31 protein-coding genes and 2 tRNA genes are annotated in these 25,622 nt (G+C 67.8%); 22 read left to right on the forward strand and 11 right to left on the reverse strand.

What is annotated here, in order from left to right:
- Positions 1-2: 2 nt before the first annotated feature.
- The 6 genes from trpD (at position 3) to ACYQ3J_RS03575 (ending at position 4,983) form a co-directional block, all read left to right on the forward strand.
- Entirely contained in the window at positions 3-1,046 is a 1,044-nt protein-coding gene (gene trpD, locus ACYQ3J_RS03550; RefSeq protein ID WP_460124750.1) for an anthranilate phosphoribosyltransferase, read from the forward strand.
- On the forward strand, positions 1,025-1,717 hold the full coding sequence (locus tag ACYQ3J_RS03555; RefSeq protein WP_460124752.1) for a phosphoribosylanthranilate isomerase: 693 nt from the start codon (positions 1,025-1,027) through the stop codon (positions 1,715-1,717). The genes trpD and ACYQ3J_RS03555 overlap by 22 nt, the downstream gene beginning before the upstream one ends.
- The gene (locus ACYQ3J_RS03560; protein WP_460124755.1) at positions 1,675-2,979 is read left to right on the forward strand and encodes an anthranilate synthase component I family protein; all 1,305 of its coding nucleotides are present in this window, start codon (positions 1,675-1,677) and stop codon (positions 2,977-2,979) included. The genes ACYQ3J_RS03555 and ACYQ3J_RS03560 overlap by 43 nt, the downstream gene beginning before the upstream one ends.
- A 4-nt stretch (positions 2,980-2,983) precedes the next feature.
- Positions 2,984-3,559, forward strand: a complete 576-nt coding sequence (locus ACYQ3J_RS03565; protein WP_460126193.1) for an anthranilate synthase component II — start codon at positions 2,984-2,986, stop codon at positions 3,557-3,559.
- A gap of 17 nt (positions 3,560-3,576) precedes the next feature.
- The gene (locus ACYQ3J_RS03570) at positions 3,577-4,347 is read left to right on the forward strand and encodes a beta/alpha barrel domain-containing protein (protein ID WP_460124758.1); all 771 of its coding nucleotides are present in this window, start codon (positions 3,577-3,579) and stop codon (positions 4,345-4,347) included.
- Positions 4,348-4,895: 548 nt separating this feature from the next.
- Positions 4,896-4,983, forward strand: a tRNA-Leu gene (locus tag ACYQ3J_RS03575).
- Between the two features lie 3 nt (positions 4,984-4,986).
- On the opposite strand, the gene ACYQ3J_RS03580 is transcribed toward ACYQ3J_RS03575, so the two are convergent.
- The 7 genes from ACYQ3J_RS03580 to ACYQ3J_RS03610 form a co-directional block, all read right to left on the reverse strand.
- The gene (locus ACYQ3J_RS03580; RefSeq protein ID WP_460126195.1) at positions 4,987-5,547 is read right to left on the reverse strand and encodes a KH domain-containing protein; all 561 of its coding nucleotides are present in this window, start codon (positions 5,545-5,547) and stop codon (positions 4,987-4,989) included.
- A 120-nt stretch (positions 5,548-5,667) separates the two neighbouring features.
- Positions 5,668-6,486: a serine protein kinase RIO gene (locus tag ACYQ3J_RS03585; protein WP_460124761.1), complete on the reverse strand. Its 819-nt coding sequence runs from the start codon at positions 6,484-6,486 to the stop codon at positions 5,668-5,670.
- Positions 6,479-6,823, reverse strand: a complete 345-nt coding sequence (locus ACYQ3J_RS03590) for a translation initiation factor aIF-1A (protein WP_460124764.1) — start codon at positions 6,821-6,823, stop codon at positions 6,479-6,481. The genes ACYQ3J_RS03585 and ACYQ3J_RS03590 overlap by 8 nt, the downstream gene beginning before the upstream one ends.
- A 6-nt stretch (positions 6,824-6,829) precedes the next feature.
- Positions 6,830-7,933: an NMD3-related protein gene (locus ACYQ3J_RS03595; protein ID WP_460124767.1), complete on the reverse strand. Its 1,104-nt coding sequence runs from the start codon at positions 7,931-7,933 to the stop codon at positions 6,830-6,832.
- A gap of 60 nt (positions 7,934-7,993) precedes the next feature.
- Positions 7,994-8,656, reverse strand: coding sequence for a dolichol kinase (locus ACYQ3J_RS03600; protein ID WP_460124770.1), 663 nt, complete (start codon positions 8,654-8,656; stop codon positions 7,994-7,996).
- 124 nt (positions 8,657-8,780) lie between these two features.
- Complete coding sequence (locus ACYQ3J_RS03605) at positions 8,781-9,488, reverse strand: NMD3-related protein (RefSeq protein ID WP_460124773.1); 708 nt, start codon at positions 9,486-9,488, stop codon at positions 8,781-8,783.
- Positions 9,481-9,867, reverse strand: a complete 387-nt coding sequence (locus ACYQ3J_RS03610) for an Sjogren's syndrome/scleroderma autoantigen 1 family protein (protein ID WP_460124776.1) — start codon at positions 9,865-9,867, stop codon at positions 9,481-9,483. The genes ACYQ3J_RS03605 and ACYQ3J_RS03610 overlap by 8 nt, the downstream gene beginning before the upstream one ends.
- A 163-nt stretch (positions 9,868-10,030) precedes the next feature.
- On the opposite strand from ACYQ3J_RS03610, the gene ACYQ3J_RS03615 reads away from it, so the two are divergent.
- The gene (locus ACYQ3J_RS03615) at positions 10,031-10,306 is read left to right on the forward strand and encodes a stationary phase-response protein (protein WP_460124779.1); all 276 of its coding nucleotides are present in this window, start codon (positions 10,031-10,033) and stop codon (positions 10,304-10,306) included.
- Positions 10,307-10,465: 159 nt separating this feature from the next.
- Here the strand turns inward: ACYQ3J_RS03615 and ACYQ3J_RS03620 are convergent.
- A tRNA-Gln gene (locus ACYQ3J_RS03620) sits at positions 10,466-10,541 on the reverse strand.
- Between the two features lie 73 nt (positions 10,542-10,614).
- Here ACYQ3J_RS03620 and priX point away from each other — a divergent pair.
- The 12 genes from priX to ACYQ3J_RS03680 all read left to right on the forward strand — a co-directional run bounded on the left by priX (position 10,615) and on the right by ACYQ3J_RS03680 (position 21,659).
- On the forward strand, positions 10,615-11,094 hold the full coding sequence (gene priX, locus ACYQ3J_RS03625) for a DNA primase noncatalytic subunit PriX (protein WP_460124782.1): 480 nt from the start codon (positions 10,615-10,617) through the stop codon (positions 11,092-11,094).
- 20 nt (positions 11,095-11,114) lie between these two features.
- The gene (locus ACYQ3J_RS03630; RefSeq protein WP_460124785.1) at positions 11,115-11,774 is read left to right on the forward strand and encodes a restriction endonuclease; all 660 of its coding nucleotides are present in this window, start codon (positions 11,115-11,117) and stop codon (positions 11,772-11,774) included.
- Between the two features lie 227 nt (positions 11,775-12,001).
- A complete protein-coding gene (locus ACYQ3J_RS03635) occupies positions 12,002-12,907 on the forward strand; it encodes an ABC transporter ATP-binding protein (RefSeq protein WP_460124788.1) in 906 nt (301 codons plus the stop codon).
- Positions 12,904-13,692, forward strand: a complete 789-nt coding sequence (locus ACYQ3J_RS03640) for a hypothetical protein (protein ID WP_460124791.1) — start codon at positions 12,904-12,906, stop codon at positions 13,690-13,692. Before ACYQ3J_RS03635 ends, ACYQ3J_RS03640 begins: the two co-directional genes overlap by 4 nt.
- A gap of 140 nt (positions 13,693-13,832) precedes the next feature.
- On the forward strand, positions 13,833-15,335 hold the full coding sequence (locus ACYQ3J_RS03645; RefSeq protein ID WP_460124795.1) for a TrkH family potassium uptake protein: 1,503 nt from the start codon (positions 13,833-13,835) through the stop codon (positions 15,333-15,335).
- A gap of 52 nt (positions 15,336-15,387) precedes the next feature.
- A complete protein-coding gene (locus ACYQ3J_RS03650; RefSeq protein ID WP_460124798.1) occupies positions 15,388-16,203 on the forward strand; it encodes a KaiC domain-containing protein in 816 nt (271 codons plus the stop codon).
- Positions 16,204-16,287: 84 nt separating this feature from the next.
- Positions 16,288-17,331: an ABC transporter substrate-binding protein gene (locus ACYQ3J_RS03655; RefSeq protein WP_460124801.1), complete on the forward strand. Its 1,044-nt coding sequence runs from the start codon at positions 16,288-16,290 to the stop codon at positions 17,329-17,331.
- A gap of 47 nt (positions 17,332-17,378) precedes the next feature.
- Positions 17,379-18,041, forward strand: coding sequence for an ABC transporter permease (locus ACYQ3J_RS03660; protein ID WP_460124803.1), 663 nt, complete (start codon positions 17,379-17,381; stop codon positions 18,039-18,041).
- A gap of 17 nt (positions 18,042-18,058) precedes the next feature.
- Positions 18,059-18,736: an ATP-binding cassette domain-containing protein gene (locus ACYQ3J_RS03665; RefSeq protein WP_460126197.1), complete on the forward strand. Its 678-nt coding sequence runs from the start codon at positions 18,059-18,061 to the stop codon at positions 18,734-18,736.
- A 15-nt stretch (positions 18,737-18,751) separates the two neighbouring features.
- Positions 18,752-20,209: a UbiD family decarboxylase gene (locus ACYQ3J_RS03670; RefSeq protein ID WP_460124806.1), complete on the forward strand. Its 1,458-nt coding sequence runs from the start codon at positions 18,752-18,754 to the stop codon at positions 20,207-20,209.
- A gap of 2 nt (positions 20,210-20,211) precedes the next feature.
- Entirely contained in the window at positions 20,212-21,135 is a 924-nt protein-coding gene (locus ACYQ3J_RS03675; RefSeq protein WP_460124809.1) for a UbiA-like polyprenyltransferase, read from the forward strand.
- Between the two features lie 38 nt (positions 21,136-21,173).
- A complete protein-coding gene (locus ACYQ3J_RS03680; protein WP_460124812.1) occupies positions 21,174-21,659 on the forward strand; it encodes an ASCH domain-containing protein in 486 nt (161 codons plus the stop codon).
- Positions 21,660-21,753: 94 nt separating this feature from the next.
- Here ACYQ3J_RS03680 and ACYQ3J_RS03685 read toward each other — a convergent pair whose 3' ends face one another.
- Entirely contained in the window at positions 21,754-21,969 is a 216-nt protein-coding gene (locus ACYQ3J_RS03685; RefSeq protein WP_460124815.1) for a ribbon-helix-helix domain-containing protein, read from the reverse strand.
- 145 nt (positions 21,970-22,114) lie between these two features.
- On the opposite strand from ACYQ3J_RS03685, the gene ACYQ3J_RS03690 reads away from it, so the two are divergent.
- Positions 22,115-23,056 carry a GHMP family kinase ATP-binding protein gene (locus ACYQ3J_RS03690; protein ID WP_460124819.1) on the forward strand — a complete coding sequence of 314 codons (942 nt, stop codon included), beginning with the start codon at positions 22,115-22,117 and terminating at the stop codon, positions 23,054-23,056.
- A gap of 57 nt (positions 23,057-23,113) precedes the next feature.
- Positions 23,114-23,908: an endonuclease NucS gene (gene nucS, locus ACYQ3J_RS03695; protein ID WP_460124822.1), complete on the forward strand. Its 795-nt coding sequence runs from the start codon at positions 23,114-23,116 to the stop codon at positions 23,906-23,908.
- On the opposite strand, the gene ACYQ3J_RS03700 is transcribed toward nucS, so the two are convergent.
- Together ACYQ3J_RS03700 and ACYQ3J_RS03705 are read right to left on the reverse strand one after the other, a co-directional pair.
- Positions 23,844-24,332, reverse strand: coding sequence for a PPC domain-containing DNA-binding protein (locus ACYQ3J_RS03700; RefSeq protein WP_460124825.1), 489 nt, complete (start codon positions 24,330-24,332; stop codon positions 23,844-23,846). The genes nucS and ACYQ3J_RS03700 overlap by 65 nt on opposite strands.
- Positions 24,333-24,336: 4 nt before the next feature.
- Positions 24,337-25,152, reverse strand: a complete 816-nt coding sequence (locus tag ACYQ3J_RS03705; protein WP_460124828.1) for a DUF2192 domain-containing protein — start codon at positions 25,150-25,152, stop codon at positions 24,337-24,339.
- 163 nt (positions 25,153-25,315) lie between these two features.
- On the opposite strand from ACYQ3J_RS03705, the gene ACYQ3J_RS03710 reads away from it, so the two are divergent.
- Entirely contained in the window at positions 25,316-25,576 is a 261-nt protein-coding gene (locus tag ACYQ3J_RS03710; protein ID WP_460124831.1) for a hypothetical protein, read from the forward strand.
- Positions 25,577-25,622 lie beyond the last annotated feature (46 nt).

The following is a 25,622-nucleotide window of genomic DNA, read 5'->3' on the forward strand; positions in this document are numbered from 1 at the left end:
GGGTGGCCGCGGGCTTCGACCTGCCCGGGGTGCTCGAGGCTATCACCCGGGGGAGCCTCGGCTTCGAGGAGGCGAAGAGGCTCGCCGCAGCTATGCTGGAGGGAGAGCTGGACGACGTCGGGGTAGCTGCGGTGCTCGCAGCGCTCAAGGCGAGGGGCGAGAGGCCCGAGGAGGTCGCGGGCTTCGCCGCCGCGTTGAGGGAGGCCTGCGTCAAGGTCGACACGGGCGGCCTGGACCCGTTGGACACCGCCGGGACTGGAGGGGACGGGGCGCACACGCTCAACGCCTCCACCGCCGCAGCGGTCGTCGCCGCGAGCCTGGGGGTGCCGGTGCTGAAGCACGGGAACCGCGGGGTTAGCAGCAGGAGCGGGAGCGCCGACTTCATGGAGGCCCTCGGCTACAGGGTCGACCACGGCCCCGAGGAGGCCCGGTGCATGCTTGCCAGGGCGGGCTTCGCCTTCCTCTACGCCCCCCGCTACCACCCGGCGCTCGCGAGGGTCATGCCGGTCCGGAGGAAGCTCGGCGTCAGGACAATCTTCAACCTCGTGGGGCCCCTCGCCAACCCCGGCATGGTGAGGAGGCAGCTCCTCGGCGCCGCGACCCCGGGGCTGGCGAGGCTGATGGCCGAGGCCGGGTCGGTGCTGGGCTACGAGAGGCTCGTCATAGTCCACGGGGAGCCCGGGATAGACGAGGTCAGCCTCTCCGGCGAGACCCTCGTCATCGAGGTCCACCGGGGCAGGGTGGAGGAGTACCGCGTCACGCCCCGCGACCTCGGGCTAAGGGAGAGGGGGCTCGGCGAGCTGAGGGTCACAAGCCCCGCGGAGAGCGTTGAACGCTTCCTAGCCGTCGCGAGGGGCAGGGGGAGGCCCGGGGACAGGGAGTTCATCGCCGCCAACGCCGGGGCGGCGCTCTACGCCGCCGGGGCGGTGGGGAGCATCAGGGACGGAGTCGAGGCCGCCCTGCAGGCGATCGACGAGGGCAGGGTGAGCGGGTTCATCGAGGAAATGCTGGGGGTGTGCAGGGAGTGCTGCGGAGGCCGAGGCTGAAGGTCTGCGGCCTCACAAGGCCCCAGGACGTCGAGGCCCTCGACGGCGTCGCAGACTACCTCGGGTTCATAGTGGCGAGGGGCGTGGGGTCTCCGAGGATCCTCGAGCCCCGCGAGGCCTCCAGCCTCGCCGCCACCGCCTCCAGGAGCACGCCCGTGCTCGTCGTCGCGGGCCACACGCCCGCCGAGGCGGTGGACCTAGCCTCGCGCCTCGAAGCCTTCAGGGTGGTCCAGTACCACCAGCCCGCGGAGCCGGGGGAGCTGGAGGCCCTGGCGGAAGGCCTGGCGGGCCTCGGCGTCCGCCTGGCCCCCGTCTCCCTCTGGGACGGCTCCAGGCTCGACCCGGACCCCTGCGCAGCCGCCTCAGCGCCCCACGAGTACCTCCTAGTGGACGCCGTGAAGGGGCTCAAGCTCAGCTACGAGGCCGGCCTCAAGGCGCCCCTCCAAGCCTACCGGAGAGCTGCGGCCTGCACTCCCAGGGCCGGCGCCGCGGGGGGAGTGGCGCCGGGGAACGCCTGCCTCGTGGCCTCGACCGGCGTCTACCTCGTCGACGTGAGCAGCGGCGTCGAGAGCGCCCCCGGCGTGAAGGATCCCAGGCTAGTCGAGGCCCTCCTGGAGGGGCTCGAGTCATGCCGGCCGGGCAGTGGGCTGGCTGCAGGAGGATCCCGCTAGCCAGGGCCCCCAGCCCGCGCGGCCTCGCCGCGTGGGCCGGCGAGAGGTTCAGCCACGTCGCCCTCCTCGAGAGCGGGGAGGGGCCGGGGGAGAAGGCGAGGTACGCCATCGTAGCCGCGGGCGCCGCCTCGGCGGTCGAGGCGAGGGACCCCAGGGAGGGCGTCGAGGCCCTGGCGAGGGTGGCCCCGCCGGGCTGCGGCTCCATTCCCTGCAGGCGCATGGCCTTCGGCGTCCTGGGCTACGAGGCCTCGGTGCTCGCCTCCGAGCCCTGGCTGGCGGGGAGGCTCAAGGGGCACGCCTGGCCCGCGGCAGCCGCCTTCGAGCCCGAGGTTATCGTGGTCTACGACAAGGCGCTCGGCCACGCCACCGTCTGCCCCGGAGACGCCGAGGTCGGCGAGGCCCCCCTGGGCTCGTGGGGCGGCGTGAGGGGCCCGGTGTACGAGACGCCCCGCCGCGACTTCGAGTCCTGGGTCGAGGAGGCGGTGAGGCTCATCGCGGAGGGGGAGGTCTTCCAGGTCGTCCTCTCAAGGGTCGAGGCCTACGAGTACAAGGGGGACCCCCTGGCGCTCTACGACAGGCTGGCGAGGCTCAACCCCTCCCCCTACATGTTCTACATGCGCCTGGGCGACTGGTGGATCGCAGGGTCGAGCCCCGAGCTGCTCCTCCGCATGGAGGGGGGGAGGATTGAGACCCACCCCATCGCCGGGACGAGGCCGCGGGGGGCGACGCCCGAGGAGGACCTTGCCCTCGAGGAGGAGCTACTGAGCGACGAGAAGGAGCTGGCGGAGCACCTGATGCTCGTCGACCTCGCGAGGAACGACCTCGGCAGGGTGGCCGTGCCGGGAACGGTGAGGGTCCCCAGACTGATGGACGTCGAGAAGTACTCGGCCGTCCAGCACATAGTGAGCAGGGTGGAGGCCCTCGCACTCCCAGGCGTCGGCTTCCCGGAGGCGCTCGCAGCCGTGAGCCCGGCTGGCACAGTCTCCGGGGCCCCCAAGCCCAGGGCGATGGAGGTGATCGCCTCCCTCGAGGACACGCCCCGGGGCCCCTACGCGGGGGCGGCCGGGTTCTTCACCAGCAACTCGGGGGAGACGGCGATCGTGATCAGGAGCGTGTGGGGCGCGGGCGACGGGCTACTCGAGGCCAGGGCGGGGGCCGGGGTGGTCTACGCCTCCACCCCGGAGAGGGAGTACGCTGAGACCGTCCACAAGCTCAGGGCGGTCCACAGGGCGCTGGGCGTGGGGGTGGGCGGCGCTGGCTGACACCCTGGTGCTCGTGATAGACAACTACGACAGCTTCGTCTACAACATAGTCCACACCCTCGCAGAGCTAGGGGCGAGGAGCGTGGTGGTGAGGAACGACGAGGTCACCGTGTCGGGGGTCGAGAGGATGAGGCCGGACAGGATCGTGATCAGCCCCGGCCCGGGGAGCCCGCTCAAGGCGAGGGACGTCGGAGTCTCCCCCGAGGTGGTGGCGAGGCTTGGCCCGAGGATCCCGGTTCTCGGCGTCTGCCTCGGGCACCAGGTGATCGCAGCAGTCTACGGGGCGAGGGTGGCCAGGGCGAAGCGTGTCATGCACGGCAGGGTAGACGTGATAGAGCACTACGGCGACAAGCTCTACCGGGGCGTGCCGAGCCGCTTCAAGGGGGCGAGGTACCACAGCCTAGCCATCCGAGACCCCCCAGAGGAGCTCGTGATCACCGCGAGGAGCGCGGTGGACGGGGAGATAATGGGGGTGAGGCACGTAGAGCACCCAGTCCACGGCGTCCAGTTCCACCCCGAGAGCATCGCAACCCCCCACGGCGCCAGGATCCTCGGGAACTTCCTAGACGACCCATGGTGACGGGGGGCTGGCCCGGGATGGACCGGGAGCCGAGAGGGTTCCTGGCGGAGGCGCTCGAGAGGAGCCTTGAGAGGTCTAGGCTTCAGGAGGCGCCGCCCAAGCCGGGGAGCCTCAGGGCCGCGGTGGAGCACGCCCTCCGCTCCGGCAGGCCGGGGCTGATACTCGAGTTCAAACGCTGCACCCCCCGGGGGTTCACCGCCTACAGAACCCCCTGGGAGTTCCTCGAGGCAACGAGGGGAGTGGCTGACGCCTACTCAGTGCTGGTCGAGCCCTACTGGTTCTGCGGCAGCCCCGAGCTCGTCTCGTTCTTCGCCCGCCACAAGCCCGTGCTCGCGAAGGACTTCACCTCAACCCCCACCCAGCTCCAAGCCTACAAGGCCGCAGGAGCCTCCGCGGCGCTCCTCATACTCGACATGACCGGCTGGCAGGGGCTAGACGAGCTATACACCCACGCAGCCCAGCTAGGCCTCGAAGTCCTCATCGAAACCGGGAACGCCCGAGACGCAGTGGAGGCAATGCACAGCTACCCCCAAGCCCTCGTCGGAATAAACGCCAGAAACCTCGAAACACTCGAGCTAAGCTACGAGAGACTCCTCACGGAAGTGAAGAAGGCGGCAGAGCGGAAGCCAGCCAGGGCAATCCTAGTAGCGGAGAGCAGCATAGACACCCCGGACAAGGCAGCCCAGCTCGCACAAGCAGGAGCAGACGCGCTCCTCATAGGCACCTGGATAATAAAAAACCCAACCCAAGCAGCCAGACAACTAATCCATCAATTCCACCGTCATTAATCTCATCGCGAAGATACTTTGGGTTGGGTGGCGGGCGTGGGCTGACTGTGCAGGTGAATCGTGACTTTCAATTCTATCGCGGAGATACTGTTCAAGGCTACTATTCAAGGTTTCCATCAACTCTATTCACTAGATACTATCATTTTCCTTTAATCAATTTCTAAACATATACTTCAAGCCCCCTACTGGGGGCCCCTCCCACAGGCCGCTACCGTCTTGAAAAGTATATACTAAAGTATGTACTCCCGGCTGGAGCCGGGACCGCTTAAATATCCCAAACCCACTGTTCTCCTACTGTTTAACGTTTGATGGTGGCTGGGGGTGGCGTAAGGCTTTTAAACTTCCCGGGTTTACCCGGGAAGGAGAGTGAAGGGTTTGACTGGCTTTTTGTCGTGGCGTTGGGGCCTCGGGCTGGACTAGGTTCCCCACCTGCCGGGTTTGGGTGTCGGTCCGGGTGTCAGCTCGTCACGGGCCCCCCGGGAGGGTTGGTGGGTGGGGTGTAAGCCTTAAACCCCCCGGGGTGTCTTTGGGTTAGCTTACCCTGGGGTGCGGGGGTGCCCGAGCCTGGCCAAAGGGGTCGGGCTCAGGACCCGATGGCGTAGGCCTGCGTGGGTTCAAATCCCACCCCCCGCACCAGGCTCACTGGGGGCCTTCCTCCCAGAGGCTTAGCCTCTCCCTCCTCTTGATCCCCCTCATTACCCTGTCTAGGTGGCGGTATACAGTGCTGTGCATCCTCCCCTCGATGAGCATTTCCACTGCTTGCCTGGCGGCCATTGCCCGCTCGTAGTCGCCTATTATCGCCACGTGGTAGTCGCCGACTACTATGTCGGTGCCGGTCATCTGCTCTATGGTCCTCTTCGCCCTCCCGCCTTCGCCTATTATCCTGCCCTTCACCCTCTTGAGGTGGTTGGGGGAGTCGCCGACTAGCTGCTTGAGGTCCACCACTACTAGGATCTGGTCCTCATCTAGGAGCCTCATCGCCTTCTCCGGGGGGAAGCCGTAGGCTATAGCCTTGACCACCTCCGCGGCCTTTACGACGTTGTAGGGGCTCACCCTGTCGCTCTCGGCCTCGATTATCACCACGCCGTTCTCCGTGTCAACGGTTATGACGGTGCCGGTCCTCTCCATGAGCTCCCTCTTAACCCTCCCCTCGGTCCCGATGACGGCTCCAAGCCTCTCAGGGGGGACCTTGACGTACATCCTGGGCCTAACGCCGGCGGGCAACGCAGCCACCCCCCTCCGCATGGGAGGGGCTGGATTAGGAGGCGCCGGGCGGGGCGTATTAACGCCGCCCCCGCAGGGGCCTGGGCTGGGCCCGGGCTACTCGGGGGCTATACATGCCTTCAGGTGCTCCAGGTAGTCCCTGGCGGAGACCGCCTCGGCCATGACCTCTAGCGGGTCCCTGTCGAGGTGCTTCCTGAAGAAGCTTGTTATGTTCCTCACGTCCCGCTCGAGGAACTCTAGGGCGTAGGGGTGGCTCGGGTGGACCGCCTGGGCGACGTCTATGATCCATGGCTTGCCCTGCCAGAGCATGACGTTGTACTCGCTCAGGTCCGCGTGGACCAGCCTGGCCTTGCAGGCTATCAGCTCCACCTGGACCGCTAGCTCCCTGAGGATCCCCTCCAGCTCCTCCTGGCTCAGGCTCTCGGCCTCCTCGGCGAGGAGCGGCGCCCTGTAGCCGTTCTCGCCGATGAACTCCATCACTATCACGTTCCCCGACCAGGCTATCGGCCTGGGGACCCTCACCCCCGCCTCGTGGAGCCTCTTGAGGTTCCTGTACTCCTTCCTAGCCCACTCGTAGATGAGCCTCCTGAAGTCGCCCTGGGGGATGTCCTCGAAGCGGGGGTCGCCGATTATGTACTTCTTGATGCTCTTCCTGAACTCCGCGGTGGCGCTGAGGTAGATCTTCACCGCGAGGTCCTCGCCGCTCCTGGACTTCGCCCAGTAGACCCTCGCCTCCTTCCCCGCGCTCACGACTCCCTTGAGCTCCCATATCACACCCTTCGACTCGAGCCTGTAGATGTGGCCCATAGTGAAGGAGTCGAAGACCTCCTCAACCGTCTTCGTGAGGTCCCTGTCCTTCCTCCTCTCCTCCTCCTCGCGCCTCCTCTTCAGCCACCTGGCCCGGCGCCTAGCCAATCTCCTCTCCAACCTCCTCGAGGAGCTCCTCGTCCAGCACGCCCTCTTCTATCAGCTTCTTGACCTCACTCTTAACGTACCTGTAGACCACCTCCCCCTTCATGTCCCTGGTGCCCCATGGGAGGAAGAGGACCACGTCCCCCTCCCTGATCCAAGTCCTCCTCCTCATCTTCCCCGGGATCCTGGCCTTGTAGACCTCGCCGTCGGTGCACTTCACCTCGAGGAAGCCTCCCCCGAGGTTGCGGAGCACGACGCAGATCATGGTGCCCTCCTCCTCGCTCGGCAGCGGGATCTCGCCGCGCTTCTCCTCGTGCTCCCCACCCTTCTTCCTAGCCACTCAGCTTCACCCCTCCCTTCCCTGGCCGGCCTCACGGATAATGTATATTCTGCTCCCGGCGAGGTAGGCGAGGTACTCCCCGCCCTCCCTGAAGTCCTCGACGTAGACCCTCAAGTCCCTAACGTCGGCCTCGATCACCCTCTCGTAGCCGGAGTCGGCGTCTAGGAGCACCGCTCTCGGGCCGCTCCTGGAGAGGAGCATAACCCTCCTCAGCCCCGCCTCGTCCACCCTCCTGAAGCCCCTCTCCCACAGCTCGTCCCCCGGGATCACCGTCTCCCTCCCGCTCCTCAGGTCGACGAAGAGGCCCCCGCCGCGGGCGCCGGCGAGGTAGAGCATCGGCCTGCCACCCACCTCGACGACGTCGCCGGGGTTTATGTCGGGGAGCCTGACGGAGATCGTCAGCCTCCCCCTCCTGCTCCCGTCGGGCTTGCGGCCTACGAGCTTGTAGGTCTCCACAGTCTTACCCATGAACGCCGCCCTCAGCTTAGACGCTATCATCCTCGCGGAGGCGTGATCGTAGACGTAGAGATCTATCCCCTCCCTCCTCTCGTCGACCTTCACCACAGCGTCGCCCAGCTTCCCCTTGAGGCGACTGAGGAACGCTTCAACGCTCCTCTTCAGGCCCTTGCTAAGCCTCCCCTCGCTCGACCTGATCTGGACGATCGCCTCGTAGCCCCTCTCGGTCGCCTTCGCGGTGCAGAGCGGGCAGAGGGAGGGCTTAGCATTAACCTCGACCACGACGTCGTCGTAGGCGACCACGCCCCCGGCCCTGGCGCCGACACGGACGCGAGCCCTGTAAATGCCGGGCCCGCGGAAGGGCTGGAGCGGCTCAACCCCCTCGATCCACGCCTCGTCGACGTGCTCAGTCGGCCTCAGCCTCCGGGTGAGGAGGAGGGTAAGGTAGTCCACCAGCGCCTCCTCGGGCCCGCCGGCCGGCTGCTGCCACGCCCCCTGCAGCTTGTAGGCGCCACACGATGCGCAGTAGACGTAGTCCACCCTCTTCGGCAGCCTGGCGAGGCCGTAGACCTCCCGGTAGCAGTCCACGCAGAGTGGGCCGATGAATTCAACGCCCTCCCTACCGCACCTGGGGCAGCGCCTCGCTACGGCCATTAGCTGGAGCCACCCAGGGGGCTAAGGGGCGCGGCTGGAGGCTAAGAACTGGAGGGGCCCCTAGTAGAGGAGCCTGGCGGCGGCGAGCACTGCTAGGGCCACCAGTGGGACGGTGACGTTGTCGTCTATGTACTTGAACTCGAAGTGCTCCACTACGCTGGCGGCCACCGCCGCGAGGGCTCCCGGGATCCCGGCGAGGGCGTAGCCTATGGGGAGCGTCACCGCGAGCATGGCCAGGTTCCCCACCCAAGCCTTCGTGCGCCTCCCGTAGAGCAGGTTCCTCACCACCCCCGTCGCAGCGTCCCCGAAAGCCATGAAGAGGACCGGCACGACGCCCAGCCAGGGGTCGCCGAGGAAGCGCCACGCAAGGTAGACTGCCAGACCCCACATGATGCAGAAGCGGACCTCGTACATGTTATCCGGCACCTGGAACCAGTACAGCAGCCTCCCCGTCCTGTGCGGTATGTAGGTGAACACGGCGAGGAGCAGCGCCAGCACCAGGGGCAGCGTGGGCGAGGAGAAAACGTAGGGCACGAGGAGCGCCACCACTCCCCCCGCGAGGGCGTGGATAATCTTCCTGTTATAGTAGACCGCCTTCACCTCAGGCATCCTCGCTCTCAGCCACTCGTATATCCACCTCGTCAAATAGTAGACCACGAAGAACACGTAGACGGAGAGGAGTACAGCGTAGAAAGCCTCGGAGGCGCGCAACACGCCACCCACCGCCCCGCGCCCCAGCAACGCGCCCCCGGCTGGAGGGGCGGCCCGCCGGGATCCCGGGGAGGGTGCAGGGCGGCGTTAAATAGCGTAGGCCAATCAGCGCCCAAGGGGAGGGGCTGCCGGGGGGTTAGAGTCTCACCCTGACTATCAGCGTCTTCCTGGTCCTCCTCCCCGTGCTGGTTAGGCCCACGTACTCCTCGGCCCTGCCCACCGTCTCGACGAGGCCCCTGCGCTTGAGGATCCTCACCAGCCTGGAGGCCGCACCCCTGTGGGTGAAGTAAACGTCGACCCCGTCCTTGGACTTGATGAGGTCCACCGTGTCCCCCTCGACGCCCGCCTCGGTGAGGGCCTCCACCGCCAGCCTCTCGAGGGCTCCTGGGTCCCCGCCGCGGAGCTGGAGGACGGTGTCGTACTCCCCGCTGACCCTGGTCTTGCAGGTGGGGCAGATGCTGGGCTTCAGCTGCACGACCACCGGGACCCTGGCCCTGACCACGACGCCCTCAGCCGTCCGCCCCTCCAGGTTAAGGGCGACTCTGGTGCGCCAGTCGGGCTTCGAGAGGGCCTCCCAGGAGGCGAGCCTGGCCTCAACGAGGGGCTCGACGGGCCTGGCCTTGGAGGCCTGCCACCTCACCACCGCGTCGATGGCGGCCTCGAAGCTCCCGGCGGGCACCCAGCGGCCGGCGATGCGGACGCTGCCGCAGTACCTGCACACCTCGCCCCTCAGGACGCCCGGGATCCTGGCGACCCCGTAGACCTCGGCGAAGCAGGAGGGGCAGAGGCCCCGGATCAGCCGGTCAGCCTCCCTGCCGCACCTGGCGCACACCAGCCTAGCCACGGCCCGCTACCCCGGAGCCCTTGCCTCCCCCACCCCTCCTAGCCTCCCTCAGCCCCCTAATCCTCTCCGCGGCCTCAATCACCTCGAGCCACTCCCTAATCTCCCGGGGGCTGCCGGAGCCGAGGAGGTCCCTGATCCTGGAGGCGGCCTCGTACTCCACCCCCGCCACCACCGCGTCTATCTCCACCTCCCTAGCCTCCTCGTCGCTCGACACTATGACGACACGGCCGTGGATGGGGCACACCACCTCCCCGCTCCTCAGCCTGAACAGCGGAAGCCCGCAAATGGGGCAGGTCTCGGCGAGCATCGCAGCACCCTGCTGGAGCAGCGCCGCCATCCTCTTCACAGCCTCAGCCCTGTCAACACTCCTACCACTCAAGCCAGGCACACCCCTCCCCCGCGGGGCCGGCCCCGGGGCAGGGACCCCTCCTGGGCCATGTGGATGGGGAGCGGATGACAGTTAAAGACCTCTAAAGGGGCTGCTAGAAAGCCATGCGCGGCCCCCGGGGGGTCGCGCGGCGAGCGAAGGGGGGTGTTGGAGCGTGGCGGTCAAGCCTCCGGTGGATAACGAGGCTAAGATAAGGATGGCCCTCCAGATACTGGCTGGGATAGTGAATGACACGAGCGTGCCGAGGAACATTAGGAGGGCGGCTGCCAACGCCCTCGCAGCGTTGAGGGACACCAGCCTCTCGCCCGGCGTGAGGGCGGCAAACGCGATAAGCGCCCTCGACGAGGTCAGCCAGGACCCCAACATGCCGACGCACACCCGCACCAGGATCTGGCAGGCGGTCACGATCCTGGAGACGGTCAAGGACTAAGCGGGGCAGCGGAGGGATCCCCTCCTCGCCAACCCGGGTTTACCCTCCTGCCAAGCCCTCACCTGCGTAGCCCGGGGCGAGGCTAGAGTCGGCCATGCCCCACCCCCGCCTCCAGCCATCCTTACGTCTTCAGCCAGGCTGGCCGAGGAGTTGAGGGGGTGGTAGCCGGGCGGGGATTCGAACCCCGGTCACGGGGGCCAGAGCCCCGCATCCTGGGCCGCTAGACGACCCGGCTACGCGGGCCCCTGGGAGGGGCGGGCCCCAGGGCTTGCTGGGCCCCTGTGGGGGTTTAAGGTTTTCCCGGGGGGTTGATTGAGTGCCTGGTGCTGCCCGGGGTGCCAGGGCTCTGGGCTAGGGCCCTCGACGAGTGCGGGGGGCCGCGCGGCTGCGGCGGTGCTGCGGAGGAGTTCTTGAGGAGCGTGTGCCGGGATCCCTCGCTCTGCGGCTCCACTGGGGGGCGGGCGGGGGGAGCCGGGAGGTACGCCTGGGTCGAGAAGATCATCGAGAGGGGCGTGCCCGACGGGAGGAGCAGGCTCATACTCTACGTTATAAGCAGGTACCTCGTCAACGTTAAGGGCCTGCCCCCCGAGGAGGCGGAGGCGGTGGTGGACTCCTTCCTCGACGCGAGCTGCAGGAACCACGGTAACTGCCGGAAGGTCTACAAGAGCTGGGTGAGGAACGTGCTCCGCCACGTAGCCAGGGGCGGCTGGAGGCCCTGGAGCCTGGAGAGGCTCCAGCGCGAGGACCCCCAGCTCTACCAGGTCGTCGAGTCCGTAATCAAGGGCTAGCCCCTCGGGGGTCGGGGGCGGTGAAGCCGGGGAGGGTGGCGAGGGCGAGCGAGGCGATTGCGGCGTCCCTCCTAGAGGACATGGGCTTCCGCGTTAAGGGCGTTAGGGTCAAGGTCGAGGTCTCCGGGGTGGAGGTTGGGGAGGTCGACATCCTAGCCGAGAAGGGAGGGGAGACGTACGCCGTCGAGGTGAAGGCTGGCGCCCTCGACGTGAGCGGGGTGAGGCAGGCCTACGTGAACGCTCAGCTCCTCGGGGCGAAGCCGCTCGTCGTGGCTAGGGGGCTCGCCGACGACTCGGCCAGGGTGCTCGCCGAGAGGCTCGGGGTCGAGGTAATCACGCTCCCGGACTCCCTCCCCCTCACACCTGAGGAGGTCCACGAGGCCGTGAAGCACGCGGTGCTCGAGGCGCTCGAGGAGCTCGCGTCCCGCCTCTTCAACTGCCCCACCCTCACCCGCGAGGAGGCCGAGACCCTCGAGGCCGTGGCCGCCTCGGAAACGATAAAGGAGGCGGGGGAGAGGCTCGGCGTCACGGTGGAGGATCTCGCGGGGAGGCTGGGATCCCTCAGGAGGCGGGGGATCCTCCAGGGGGGCTCCTACAAGAGGCTCAGGGTCCAGGCCAGCCTCACCCTCCTCTGCAGAATGCTCCGGGAGCGGGGAGGAGCAGCTGTGCCCCGCCCCTGACACCCGGGCCCCCACGCACCCCCGGGCGACACCGGGGCGGTCGGGCGGGCTCTCAAGCGGGGCCAGCCCTGGCCGGCTATTGTTGGAGGCCCGGGGAGCGTTAAGTGCCCAACGCACCCAGCCACCGACCCGGGGGGCGTGTGCTGCCCCTCCTTAACGTATAACTTTCTCTTTATAGCCCCTCAGGGGCCCGCACCTTTATCCTCCTCGGGGTAGGGTGCCGCGCGGTGGCCAGCCTCCTCAGCGCTAGGGACGTGTGGAAGAGCTACTCCGGCAGAGTAGTCCTGGCGGGGGCCGGGGTCGAGGTTGACGGGAGGAGAATCGTGGGCCTCATAGGCCCCAACGGCGCCGGGAAGACGACGCTCATCAAGGTGTGCCTCGGCCTGGCGAGGAGGGATAGGGGGGAGGTCAGCCTCTTCGGGAGGGACCCCTTCAGGGATTCCAGGGCGAGGGAGAGGGTTGGCGTGGTCTTCGAGCGGCCCAGCCTCCCCAGCGGCATGCCCGTCTACCGCTTCCTCGAGATGGCCGCCAGGGTCTACGGGGCGCCCCGGGGGAGGGTTAGGGAGGTCATCAAGACCGTGGGGCTAGAGGGGCACGAGTGGAAGCCCTACGCCAGCCTGAGCGCGGGGCTCAAGCAGAGGGCTGCAATCGCCCACGCCCTCATCCCGGAGCCCGAGCTTATCGTCGCGGATGAGCCCACGAGCAACCTGGACCCCGTGGAGAGGGTGAGGCTCCTCAACCTGCTCGACAGGCTCAGGAGGGATCACGGCGTCGGGATCCTCTTCTCGAGCCACGTGCTCCACGAAGTCCTAAGGGTGGCCGACGAGGTGGTGGTGCTCATCAAGGGCAGGGTCGCCGCGAGGGGGCCGCCGGGGGAGATAGTGCTCCGCGGCAGGCCCATGGCTAGGGTGAGTGCGAGCGACCCGGAGAGGCTGGCCGGGATCCTCAGGGGTGAGGGCTTCGACGCGGAGTGGGACGGAATCCACGTCGTCGCGAGGCTCCGCGGCCCCGGCGACTTGCCGCGCCTCCTCGAGGCGCTGGCCGAGGCCCACAGGAGCGGCGTGCTCGTCTACGGCTTCGACGTGATAGAGTCGGGGCTGGAGAGCATACTCATGGGGGTGGCGTCGGCGTGAGGCTGAGGAGCTACACGAGCCTCCTCTCGATAGATGCTGCAGACTCGCTCAGGCCGCCCGGCTTCGACTTAATGCTGATCCTGGTCGCCGCCCTCTCCGCAGTCCTCACGGTGCTGCAGCCCGTGACGGACCCCGCCTCCCTGACGGTCATCGCCCTCGACCCGACGCTCGCGGCGACTGCGCTCTTCCTAGCCTTCAGGGCCGGCGCGGGGCTCACGAGCCTCGCCGAGTCCGGGATCCTCCAAGTCTACCTGGCCTACCCGGTCTCCAGGGCGGGGCTGGCCCTCACGCTCTGGGCGAGCAGGATCCTCGCACCCGCCCTAATCCTCGTGCTAGCCCCCGTGACGGTGGCGGCGGTAATACACTACCCCATCGTGGCCGCCAACCCCGCCAGGCTCGCGGCCGCCGTAGCCGGCTACCTCCTCCAGGCGCTACTCTACGGCACGGGCTTCGCCCTCATAGCCCTGAAGAGCAGGAACTCCGGGATGGCGAGCCTGCTCAGCCTAGCCTTCTACTTCACATACACCGCCACGGGCATAATCCTCATAGTGCTCTCAGCCAGCCTGGGGAAGGAGACCCTAGGCGAGATAGGGTACGCCCTCCTCCTATACAGGGCGGTGACAAACTACCTCCACTCAAAGGCCGCGGCAACGCTCAACGCGTCCACGCCCACCGTAACCCTCCTAGGCGAGACGCAGCCCTGGCAGCTCGCCGTGGTGCCCGCACTCCTCGCCGCAATGCTGGCAGCCTACATACTCTACTACACCAGGAGGCTCGAAGTCTAGCCTAGCCCCCGAGCCGGCGGGATCCCACCGGCCCCCGGGGGCTTGCCGCTTTTATCCAGAAACCCCCTCGACCCCCCGGGCTTGGAGGCTTCGCCGGGGCTTCGTGGAGCGCTCCGGGGCTCCTCGGGGGCTTCGCTGCCTTGTCGTCGAGGGCCGCGGGTGAGGGCAGTAGCCTGCCTTACATCGGTCTCATCATTGTGACTACGAGCGCCGCCCCGATCGCCGCCGGGGTGTACGGCGCCTACCGGGTCCTCGCCTACGGGGACGTTGTGGAGCTGAGGCCAGCCGCGTCGATGGCTGGGTGGGGGCTGGCGTTCCTGTCCCTGGGCCTCGCCCTGGCCCGCGGGTTCAGGGCCAAGACTCTGCGGCCGGCTGATGCGATAGCGTTGACCGTCGCCGCCTGGATACTGATCCCCGCGCTCGGCTCCCTCCCCCTCGCCGCGGCGGCCAGGATCCCGCTTGTCGACGCTTTCTTCGAGAGCGTGAGCGGGTGGACGACGACGGGCCTCACCGTGTTCACGGGCCAGGAGAGCCCGGCGGGCGGGTACGTGCCTAGCGTGAGCGAGCTCCCGAGGACGGTGCAGGTCTGGAGGGCGGTAATCCAGTGGATGGGCGGCCTCGGGATAGTGGTCCTCACCCTCAGCATCCTCGCCCGCCCCGGGCTCTCGACTGCTGCGCTCTACATCGCGGAGGGGAGGAGCGAGAGGCTGGAGGCCAGCATTAAGACCACCTCGACGAGGCTGCTGCTCGTCTACGTGGCGATAACCGGCATAGCGACGCTCCTCTACCTCCTCGCAGGCATGGACCCCTACGACGCCGTCAGCCACGCGCTGACCAGCGTGGCGACGGGCGGCTTCTCGACGAGGGACGAGAGCATAGGCTACTGGCTCACGAGGCCCCCCGTGCTCTTCGCTTCAATGGCCGCTATGTACCTCGGCGCCATGAACCTCAGGGACAACCACGCCATACTCACTCTGAGGAGGGAGAGGCTGGCGGGCAGCGTGGAGACCAAGGCCCAGGCGGTGATAGTGCTGGCCGCCTCCCTGGCGGGCATAGGCCTGTGGCTCAGGGACCCGGGGCTGAGGCACGCGTACACACCCCTCCAGATGGTGTTCCACACCGTCTCAGCCGCCACCACGACGGGCTTCCAGGCCGGCGACCTCTCCAAGGCCAGCGACGCCTACAAGGCGTTCCTCGCCATGCTCTGCCTCGTGGGCGGGAGCGCCTTCTCAACCGCCGGCGGCATAAAAGTCATTAGGCTGGTGATAGTGGCTAAAGCGCTCTCCGTGGAGACCGAGACCATACTACACCCCTACGGGTACAAGCCCAAGCTGAGGGTGGGGAGGTACCTGGCCGACGACGAGGTGGTGAGGAGGGTCCTAGCCGTCTCCGCCGCGATGGTGGCTGCCCACGTGCTGCTGACCCTCATCCTTGCAGGCCTCTACCCCCAGTACAGCCTGGCGGACGCCGCGTTCGAAACGGCGAGCGCCCTGGGAACGGTCGGCCTCAGCGTCGGCATAACCTCCGCCGCGGCCCCGACGGGCGTGAAGCTCCTCCTAGCAGCCGCGATGCTCCTAGGCAGGCTCGAGGTCATCCCCTACATAATAGCCTTGAAGTACGTCGCGAGAAGGCTGCGGCGCTAACCCCCGGAGTCAATACCGCTCGACGCGCGCGGGGAACCCCCGGTGGAGCGGGGTGGCGCAGCGCCCGCGGGGCGTTGGGATAGAGAGGCTCAAGACTGGGGTCGAGGGCTTCGACGAGCTGGTAGCCGGCGGGATCCCCCGTGGCTTCTTCGTAGCCGTCGTCGGCGAGCCGGGGACCGGTAAGACAGTTTTCTGCATCCACTACGCCTGGCAGGGGGTCCTCGAGGGGGACAAGGTGATCTACGTGACGACGGAGGAGAGCAGGGAGAGCGTGATGAGGCAGGCAGCGATGTTCGGCATGGACTTCGCCGGCGCGGTGGACAGGGGGAGGATGATAATCATAGACGCCCTCATGAAGTCCCGGGGGGACGAGTGGAGCCTGGCGGAGCTCGACCTCGAGGAGATGGTTGAGAAGGTGATCGAGGCCAAGAAGAGGCTAGGCTACGGCAGGGCGAGGCTGGTGATAGACTCCCTCAGCGCCTTCTGGCTCGACAAGCCGGCGATGGCCAGGAGGTACAGCTACACCGCCAAGAAGCTCCTCTATCGCTGGGACTTCACCACGCTCGCGGTGAGCCAGTACGCGATAACCACGGGCGAGGCGTTCGGCTGGGGAGTGGAGCACGTGGCGGACGGCGTGATAAGGTTCAGGAGGCGCATAAGGAGGGGCGAGCTGAAGAGGTACGTCCTCGTGGAGAAGATGAGGCAGACACCCCACAGCCTCCGGATGCACGAGATCGAGATAGTAGACAGGAGGGGCATGAGGGTGAAGGGCCCCGTCGAGTACAGGAGGGAAGACGTAGCGCTACCCCCCAGCGTGGTGAGGAGGATAGCCAGGATCCTCAGGGAGGCCGAGAGGGAGACGCCCTAAAGCCCAAGCTCTGCCTGCATAGCGGCAATGCTTGAGGCAAGGGTTTAATCCACACCCTCCGCCCCCAATGCCGGGGGGCAGGCGTTGGCTCGCTTGAAGACCTACGAGGCGATAATTATAGTCGCCTCCATACTCGTAGCAGCCTTCCTAATGATTGCACCGTGGCTGACTAAGGAAAGGGTAGAAGAAAGATTGCTCAACAACACCAACACCGTCGAGGTAGCCCCGATTGTCAGGATTGGGACTCTGAGGGGCGGCGTCTCCACGCTAGACGTTATCAAGGCTGAGGGGATCGACTCGAGGCTAGGCTTCAACGCCTCGGTGGTGCTCTTCAGCAAGACCCTGGACCTCGCCAACGCCCTGGCCCACGGGGACATAGACGTCGCCGTGATCCCCGCCGAGTTCGTGGCCAAGCTCAGGGAGGGCGGGGTGAACGTCACCATCCTAGCAGTCGACTTCTACCAGAACCAGGCGGTGGTAGCGAGGAATGACACTAGAGCGTCGAGCCTCGAGGACCTGCTAGCGGGCAACGCTACGATAGCGGCCTTCAAGCCCACGGGGACGTACGCGATGTTCAGGGCGTACGTTAAGACCCTCTACGGGGTGGACGTGGATGAGAGGGTGGTGAACGCTCCTCCCCCGCAGCTCGTCGAGGCGTTCTCGAAGGGCGAGGTCGACGCCATCGTCATCTGGGAGCCCTTCGTCTCCCAGCTAGTCGCCGACCACGGCGGCGTCGTAGTGGCTAGCTTCAGGGACCTCTGGCAGAGGTGGGATGGCCACGTGGGCGACAACGGAGTGATGATAGTCTACGCAGCGAGGGGCGACTGGGCAGCCGGGCACGGGGACTTGGTGGAGAAGCTGCTCCAGGCGAGGAGCGAGGCGGCTAGGGAGTGGAACTCTAATAGGGACCTCGCCCTTGGGATCTTAATGGAGCAGTACGGGCTCAGCCGCGGGGCCGCCGAGCTTTGCTGGGAGAGGCTGAAGATGGAGGAGTCGACGCACCTCACAAGCGGCATCGTCGACAACATACTGGCGGTGTGGCGCCTGGCCAGGGAGGGCGGCTACATACACGCGGACCCCGGGAGCCTGGCGGCTGGGGCGTTCTGGCTTCCTGGGCGGCAGCCCTAGCGCTCGTCCTCGCCGCCTGGCAGGGCCTACACCTGCTCCACCCCAGCGTGATCCCCAGCCCCGTTGACTCCCTCCTCTTCCTCCTCGCGGAGGGTGCGCGGCGGGTGGCCTACAACACCGCCCTCACGCTCGCCAGGAGCGCGGCGGGCTTCGCCATCGGCCTCGCGGCCGCCCTCGCCCTGGGGCTAGCGTCCACCGCCTCGCGCGCCGCCCGGCTGCTGGTGAAGCCGGTTAACACGATCGTCCAGAGCGTCTCGGTCCTCGTCTGGGTAGTGGTGTTCACGATGCTCTTCGGAGTCCTCAGCCCCCTCCCCCCGGTGCTCGTCGCGGCCTCCGTCTCGTTCCCGATAATACTCTCCTCAATCGTCTCAGGCCTCGAGTCCGCCAGCAGGCGCCTCGAGGAGCTCGCGAGGATCCTGGAGGCGCCGAGGTCGAGGTACTTCACGGACTTCATACTCCCCAGCCTGGCCCCAAGCCTGGCGGGCGCGTCGAGGGCTGCGCTGGGGGCGGCGCTGAGGATAAGCGTGGTCGCCGAGGCCTTCGGGGCCTCGGGGGGCATAGGATACATGATCGAGAACTACTACAGCCTCGCGGAGCCCGTGGGGGTGTTCGCCTGGGCCACGCTGCTAGTCGCCCTCATGATCGCCCTCGACAAGGGGGTCCTGGAGCCGCTGGAGGTGAGGGCGTCGAGGTGGAGGGTGGAGGCGTGACGGTGAGGGCCAGGGGGGTGTGGAAGTACTTCAACGGCGCCCCCGCCCTCGCCGGGGTCGACCTGGAGGCCAGCAGGGGCGAGGTTGTCGCCGTTGTGGGGCCGAACGGTTCGGGGAAGACGACACTCCTCAGGATCCTCGCCGGCCTAGAGGAGCCCGACGAGGGCGAGGTCGCGGTGAGGGGCACGGTTAAGATGGTGTTCCAGGAGAACATGCTCCTCCCCTGGAAGAGGCTTAGGGACAACGTGGCCCTCGGCCTCCTCTACAGGGGGGTCCCGAGGGGCGAGGCGGAGGAGAGGGTCAAGTGGGCCGCGGAGCTGCTCAACTTCACCGAGCACCTCGACAAGTACCCCTGGGAGGTGAGCGGGGGCACCGCCAGGAAGGCCGCCATAGCCAGAATCCTGGTCCTCGACCCCGACGTGCTCCTCCTAGACGAGCCCCTCGCCGGCCTGGACGTGGAGACTAGAAGGTCCCTCATGGAGTCCCTCCACCGCCTGGCGAGGGAGGGGAGGACGGTGGTGATAGCCGACCACAACTTCGAGGTGGTCTCGGAGTACAGCGACAGGGTCTACATACTCTCGCCTCCCCCCGGCAGGGTGGAGGCGGTGGTCGACCTCTCCACGACGCCTAGGAGCGGCAGACTCCAGGCGCTCTACGCAGCCCTAAGCGCGGCTGCGTCGAGGCGCCGCGGCTAGGGGGTGCGGGCCCGGGTGGCGTTCGAGGACTTGAGGGGGTTCCTCGAGGCCCTCGAGGAGAGGGGGGAGCTGCTCCGGGTCAGGGAGCCTCTCAGCCCCGTCCTGGAGATCCCGGAACTGCTGAGGCAGCTCGCCCTCCGCAGGGGGCCGGCGGTGCTCGTCGAGAGCGTGAGGGGCCACGATGGGTGGAGGGTGGCAGGGAACCTCTTCGCCTCGCTGGAGAGGGTGAAGCTGGCCCTCGGGCTTGAGAGGCTCGAGGAGGCCGGGGAGAGGATGGTCTCAGCCCTCTGGAGGCCGCCGCCCACCAGCCTGGCGGGAAAGATCTCCGCCCTGAGGGACGTGGCGGACCTGGGGAGGTACACGCCCAGGAGGACGGGGAGGGCGGCGTTCGAGCACGAGGTCCTCGAGGGCGGCGATGTGGACCTGTCCGGGATCCCCGCATTCAAGACGTGGCCCAAGGACGGGGGGCGCTACATCACCTTCGGCCAGGTCTACACGAGGGACCCGGCGACGGGCGTGACTAACATCGGCGTCTACAGGGTCATGATCACCGGGAGGAGGGAGGCGGTGGTCCACTGGCAGCTCCACAAGAGGGGGAGGATGGCGTACCTCGAGGCGGGGAGGAGGGGGGAGAGGCTCCCCGTCGCCGTGGTGATAGGCGGGGACCCGGCTGCGATGCTCGCGGGAGTGATGCCGGCCCCCTACCCGGTCGACAAGCTGCTCTTCGCCGGGATCCTCGCCGGGAGGGGGGTGAGCGTCTACAGGCTCCCCAGCGGGATCCTAGTCCCCTCCAAGGCTGAAGTCGTGATCGAAGGCTACGTCGAGCCGGGGAGGGAGGCGGGTGAGGGCCCCTTCGGAGACCACTGGGGCTACTACGACAGGCCAACCCACTCCTTCCCCGTGGTGGAGGTTGAGAGGGTGTGGCTCAGGCGCGACCCCATCTTCGTGGGCACCGTAGTGGGCAAGCCGGCGCTCGAGGACGCCTACATCGGGAAGGCGGTGGAGAGGGTCTTCCTCCCCATAATCAGGACGGTGCTGCCCGAGGTGGTCGACGTCAACTTCCCGGAGTACGGGGTCTTCCAGGGCCTCATGATAGTCTCGATCAGAAAGTCCTACCCGGGCCACGCGAAGAAGGTCATGATGGCCCTCTGGGGCCTCGGGCAGACCGCGCTCACCAAGATAATAATAGTGGTCGACGAAGACGTTGACGTTCACGACTTGAACCAGGTCATCTGGGCTGTCTCAGCGAACGTCGACCCACAGAGGGACGTGGTCGTAATACCCGGGGCGCACACCGACCACCTGGACCCGGCGACCCCCACGCCGGGGTACGGGAGTAAGCTCGGCATAGATGCCACGAGGAAGCTCCCCGAGGAGTACGGGCTCAGGGAGTGGCCGGAGGAGGTCGAGCAGGACCCCGGCGTGGCCGAGAGGGTCTCGAGGCTCCTCGAGAGGCTGGGGGTGGGCGGCTAGCCATGGCGTCCTGGGATCCCGGGAGGCTCGAGTCTAGGAGCAGGCTCAAGGCGCTCGCGAGGATGCTCAGGGTGGAGCACACCCTCTTCAGCCTCCCCTTCGCCTACGCCGGGGCCGCCCTCGCGTGGCCCGGGGCGCTCAGGGATCCCCGGGTCGACGCTTTGATAGCGCTCGCCGTCCTCGGCCTCCGCTCCGCCGCTATGGCCTTCAACAACATAGCGGACCTGGAGATTGACAGGCTGAACCCGAGGACCCGGGGGCGCCCCCTAGTCACAGGAGCCCTCCCCGTGTCGTGGGCGTGGGCTGCGGTGGCGGCGGGGAGCCTGCTCTACTACGCCTCCGCAGCGCTGCTGAACAGGTACGCCCTCCTCTTCAGCCCGCTCCTCTGGCTGCTCGCGCTAAGCTACCCCTACGCCAAGAGGCTCCACTGGCTCCCGCACCTCCACCTCGGCCTCACCCTCGGCCTAGTCGTCTTCGGCGGGGCGGTCGCCGCCTACGGCGCCGCAGCCCGCGGCCTGGGGGACCTCCTGGCGAGGATCCCCTGGGACTACGTCGCAGCCGTCACCCTCTGGGTCGCGGGGTTCGACGTGTACTACGCCATAATGGACCTTGAGTTCGACAGGCGCCACGGCCTCGGCAGCGCCCCCGCTAGGCTCGGGGTCCGGGGGGCGCTGAGGCTCAGCCTAGCCCTCCACGCCGCCTCGCTGGCGCTCCTCGCCGCGGGCGTCGCCCTCAGGGGCCTCGGCCCCGTCGCCGCTGCGGGCGTGGCGGCAGCGGCGGCGCTGGTGGCGTACCAGCACGCCCTGATCCGGAGGGGGCTGGAGAACATCCCCAGAGCCTTCAACGTGAACCTAGCCCTCGGCGTCATCATCTCGGCGGCGGTGATCGCGGACATCCTCCTCTCCCGCCCACCGGTCGGCGTTTAACTCCCGGCCCCGCAGACGGGTGGATTTGGGTGGCGGGAATGCCCTGCTGCGACGAGCCCGTGGAGGAGATTTTCATCATGAGCATTAGGCCGAAGTACGCCAGCGCCATCTTCAGGGGCTCGAAGAAGTACGAGCTCAGGAGGCTCATAGGGGCCCCGGCGATACCGGAGGGGAGCGTGGTCGCGGTCTACGCGAGCGGCAACGTGAAGAGCATAGTCGGCGAGTTCAGGGCCGGGAGGGTCATCCAGGCGAGCCCCGAGAGGGTGTGGGCCGAGGCCAGGAAGCCCGGCACCGGCGTGGGGGAGGACGCCTGGAACTATATCAAGGGCGCTAAGAGGGCGATGGCGATAGAGGTGGTGGAGCCGAGGCTCTACCCGAGGCCCATCACGCTGGAGGAGGTGAGGAGGATCATACCCGGCTGGATGCCCCCGATGAGCTACAGGCGCCTCGAGGAGGGGGACCCGCTCCTCGAGCTGGTGATTAAGCCGCTCAGGAGGTCCCTGAGAGAAAGGCTGAGAGCGTGAAAGCCGGCAAAGGGGGATCCCCGCGGGTGGGGAGGGTGAACGCCTCGCGAGCGCTTAACGGGTGGAGGAGGCGGGTCGAGGCGTTCCAGGAGGGCTAGTCGCCCTCGCCTATGGCGTGGATCGGGCGGTAGATGGCGATGGGCGCGGCCACCTCCTCCGCCGGGATCCCGGCTGACCACAGCTCCCTCTTCAGCAGCTCCCTCACCGCCACCCTGATGGCCTCGCTCCTGCTACTATACCTCCCAGCCCTGACCAGCTCGTCGATCCCGTCGATGTAGACCTCCGGCATCTTGACGGTCACAATCCTCACGGCCCGGCACCCGGCCAGTCAATAAGTAAGGGTAAAACTTTTAAGGGGCCGGACACGATACCCAGGCAGCCAAGCCAGGTAATACTCCAGCCGCGCCTGCTTTCAGGCCCCGCGCCCAGCCCCTCCCCCCGGAGGGGTTGAAGGGTTGGCTAGAGCCGTGGTCGCCGGGGGGTCGAGGCTCCACGCAGGCTTCTATCACGCCGGGGGTGGGAGGCCGTACCGGTGGGGGTCCGCTGGCTTCTACTCCTCCAAGCCGAGGCTCCTCGTGGAGGCCTGGGAGTGCCGGGGCCCCGGCGTCGAGGCTCCCCCGGGCCACGTGGAGCCGGCTAGGGCGGCCCTCGAGGCGCTCGGCGCCCGGGGGGTCTGCGTTAGGGTGCTGGAGGCCCCGCCCAGGCACGCCGGGCTGGGGAGCACGACGCAGGTCATGCTCGGCGTCGCCTGCGCGGTGAAGGCCCTCGAGGGCGTGGAGTGCACCCCCCAGCTGGTCTCGAGGCTCGCGGAGGCAATGGGGAGGGGTAGAGTCTCCGGCGTCGGCACCCTCGCATTCGCCTACGGGGGCTTCGTCGCCGACGCGGGCGCCCCGAGCCCCGGGGGGCCCAGGCTCCTCCTCAGGCACCCGCTCCCCGGGGAGTGGAGGCTCGTCATAGCCCTCCCCAGCCTCCCCCGGGGCGTGGGCGAGGCGGAGGAGGCCGGGATCCTCTCCGAGCCCTGGGATCCCCCGGGGGAGGCGACCTCGCTCATGGCGAGGGGGTTCATCAGGCTCTCAGCCGGCGTCGCCCGGGGCGACCTCGCCGAGGCGCTGGAGGGCCTCAGGGAGATGCAGGAGGGGACTGGCCTCTACTTCTCGAGACTCCAGGGCGGCGTCTACCGGGGCGACCTCCAGTCTATAGTAGCGGAGGCTTCGAGGGAGGGCGTGGTGCTCGCCCAGTCCAGCTGGGGCCCGGCGCTGTACACGATAACCACTACCGGGGAGGCCCCCGGCGTCGCCTCCACCCTCAGGGGCATACTCAGGGGTCTGGGGCTGGAGGGAGAGGTCTACGTGGCCGAGCCCCTCAACACCGGGGCGAGGGTGGAGGTGCAAGGGTGAAGCGGCGCCCCCGGCGCGGCGGGTTAAAGCGTTGCCCGGGGCCGCTGGGGAGGGTTGGTGGACGTCTTGGAGGTGGAGGCCCTCAAACCCCGCAGCGTCGAGGAGGCCCTTGGAGCCATCAGGGGGGCCCTCGACAGGGGCGCGTGGCTCGTCTTCTGGGCCCGCTGCTCGGCGGAGTACGAGGGGAGGTCCGCCTCCAAGCTGGCCCCCGGGGACGTGCTGGTGGTGGTGAAGCCGGATAGGAGCGTGATCGTCCACGGGCCCCGCGGGTTTAAGCCGTTGAACTGGCAGCCGGACGCGTCGAGCCTGAGCGCCTCGGTCGAGGGGGGCCAGCTCGTCTTCAGGGCTGTCAGGAGGAGCTTGAGGGAGGTGCTCACCCTCCGCTGCCCAGTGGTGTACAGCGTCTCCTACGCCACCGGCGCGGTGGAGGGGGAGTTCTACATGTACGTCTCCGAGGCGGAGATCAGGGACTACCTCGCAGCCAACCCCGGCGAGCTGGGTGAGGGCCTGGAGGTCGTCAGGGTCGAGAGGCCGGTGGAGCCGGGGTTCGTGGACCTCTACGCCAGGGACCCCGAGGGGAGGGTCGTGATAGTCGAGGTTAAGAGGGTGAAGGCGGGGGAGGAGGCGGCCCGCCAGCTCCTCAGGTACGTGGAGCACTTCAGGCGCCGGGGCGTCCCGGTCCGCGGGATCCTGGCGGCCCCCGACTTCACCGAGGCCGCCCTCCGCCTCCTCAGCGAGGCGGGCCTCGAGTATAGGAGGGTTAGCCTGGAGAAGGTGTACAGGTGGGTCAGGGGGAGGAGCCGGGCGAGGAGGGGGATCCTGGACTACCTGAACCCCCCCAGCGGTGGCTGAGGAGAGTGGCGAGGGCCTCGTAGCCCCCGGCGAGCTCGGCCACCGCGAGCTCCAGGAACGGCTCGGCGACCCCCTCGACTAGGTGGCCGGCCGCCACCACCCCGGGCTCCACCGCCACGACGGCGTGGAGGTGGGTGTAGTACCTCCCCCCGGGGCCGAGGACGCTGTTCCCCGTGACGCAGGCGGCCTCGATCACCATCCCCGGCCTCGCCTCGAACTCCCTGGCGTGGTACCTGCCCTCGGCGGGGGAGTAGACGGCGAGCTTCACCCTCCTGAAGCCGCCCAGGCCCTGGATGAGGGCGGCCCTCACGCCCTGGAGGCGCAGCAGCTCCTCCACCGCCCCCCGGGGATTCCTGCCGGTGGGGACCTTCAGGAAGAACACCCTGCCAACAGCGTGGGCGCTCCAGATGCCCTCAACGCCCAACCGCCTACCCCCCGCCTTCCCCTCCGCGCTGCTGCCGGCCGCGCTGGCGCCTCGGCGCCTCCCTGCCCCTCTGACCCCTCCCGCCGTCGAGCTTGAGGACGCTCCTCAGCACCCGCTCCGGGACGTGGAAGACCCCCCTCGCTATGTCGGCTACGTAGGCGTCGTCAGGTATGGCGCCGTGGAGGCCGAGCTTCAGAGCAACCGCCTGCTTGTAGGCCTCCTTGTAGAGCCTGTTCCTGACCTCCCCCTCGCTGATCTTCCTCGCCAGCATGAGGGCCGCGTAGAACCTGGCGTACTTCACCGCCACCCTCTCCTTCTCCGGGAGCACCCTGGCGATGGACCTCAGGAGGTTGAAGAGGCTCTCCTCGCTGTCGAAGCCGAAGTAGACCTCGGTCAGCTTGAGCCTGAGCATCCTGGCGATCTCGTTGTCGCTCACGCTCCCCAGGATGCTCTCCACCTTAGCCCTAGCCACGCCCGGGTCCCCGTCGAGCAGCGCCTTCGCCGCGGCCTCGTACCTCACCTCCTTGTAGAAGACCCTGTCGAATATCTCGGGGTACTGGGCCTCCATCCCCATGCCGTGCTTCCCGACGACGTACAGGCTAGCCATCTCCTTGTCGTAGATGTCCTCGGGCACCGCCTTACCCCTGAGAGGCTCGAGCCCCGCCCTCTCGTAGGACCCCCTAAGCATGGCGACGACCTCGTCCCTAGACAGGGACCCACGGGACTCCCAGAGGTCGAGGATCCTCGCCCAGAGGTCCTTCAGGACCTCGAGCCTAACCGCTGCGTCGCTCCTGCCCCTGCCAGGCCGCCTACCCTCCACAGGCGAAGACACCCCCTGCTACGAGCCCAACCCACGCCTCCGACATGCCAGCAGCCACGCTCCCCCTCCAGGCCCCCGTGGTTAGCCCTCTACTACCAGGGGGTCTTAGAGGAGAGTTTTAAGTAGCCCCCGCCGCCCGCGGGGGGCGGGTGCACGCGGCCCCGTGGAGGGCGGGTGGCCCCCGCTCAAGAGGGGGGTCGAGGCCAGGGACTGCAACACCGCCCGGGAGTGCCTCGAGGCCTGCAGGGCCCACAGCGGCCCCGTCGTGGCGAGAACCCACGACCCGGAGATCCTCGACGCTCTAGGGGAGTCCACCCCGCCCAACTGCGTAATACTCGTCACGCCCGCCTGCAACGCCAAACGACGCGGCGGCGCAGGGCCGGGGCCGCGCGGAGACCCGTTAAGCCGGGACCCTGGAGGCTGAAGGATACGTTAGTCAACGCTTAGCTTAAATGCACCCGCCGGCATGG

The organism is Stetteria hydrogenophila (assembly GCF_054657575.1).

What these genes read in the sequence shown, in the direction of transcription:
- ACYQ3J_RS03680 (WP_460124812.1), top strand. Translation starts at nt 21,174, where the DNA reads ATGCCCTGCTGCGACGAGCCCGTGGAGGAGATTTTCATCATGAGCATT.
- ACYQ3J_RS03675 (WP_460124809.1), top strand. Translation starts at nt 20,212, where the DNA reads ATGGCGTCCTGGGATCCCGGGAGGCTCGAGTCTAGGAGCAGGCTCAAG.
- ACYQ3J_RS03560 (WP_460124755.1), top strand. Translation starts at nt 1,675, where the DNA reads ATGCCGGCCGGGCAGTGGGCTGGCTGCAGGAGGATCCCGCTAGCCAGG.
- ACYQ3J_RS03570 (WP_460124758.1), top strand. Translation starts at nt 3,577, where the DNA reads ATGGACCGGGAGCCGAGAGGGTTCCTGGCGGAGGCGCTCGAGAGGAGC.
- ACYQ3J_RS03580 (WP_460126195.1), bottom strand. Translation starts at nt 5,547, where the DNA reads ATGTACGTCAAGGTCCCCCCTGAGAGGCTTGGAGCCGTCATCGGGACC.
- ACYQ3J_RS03595 (WP_460124767.1), bottom strand. Translation starts at nt 7,933, where the DNA reads ATGGCCGTAGCGAGGCGCTGCCCCAGGTGCGGTAGGGAGGGCGTTGAA.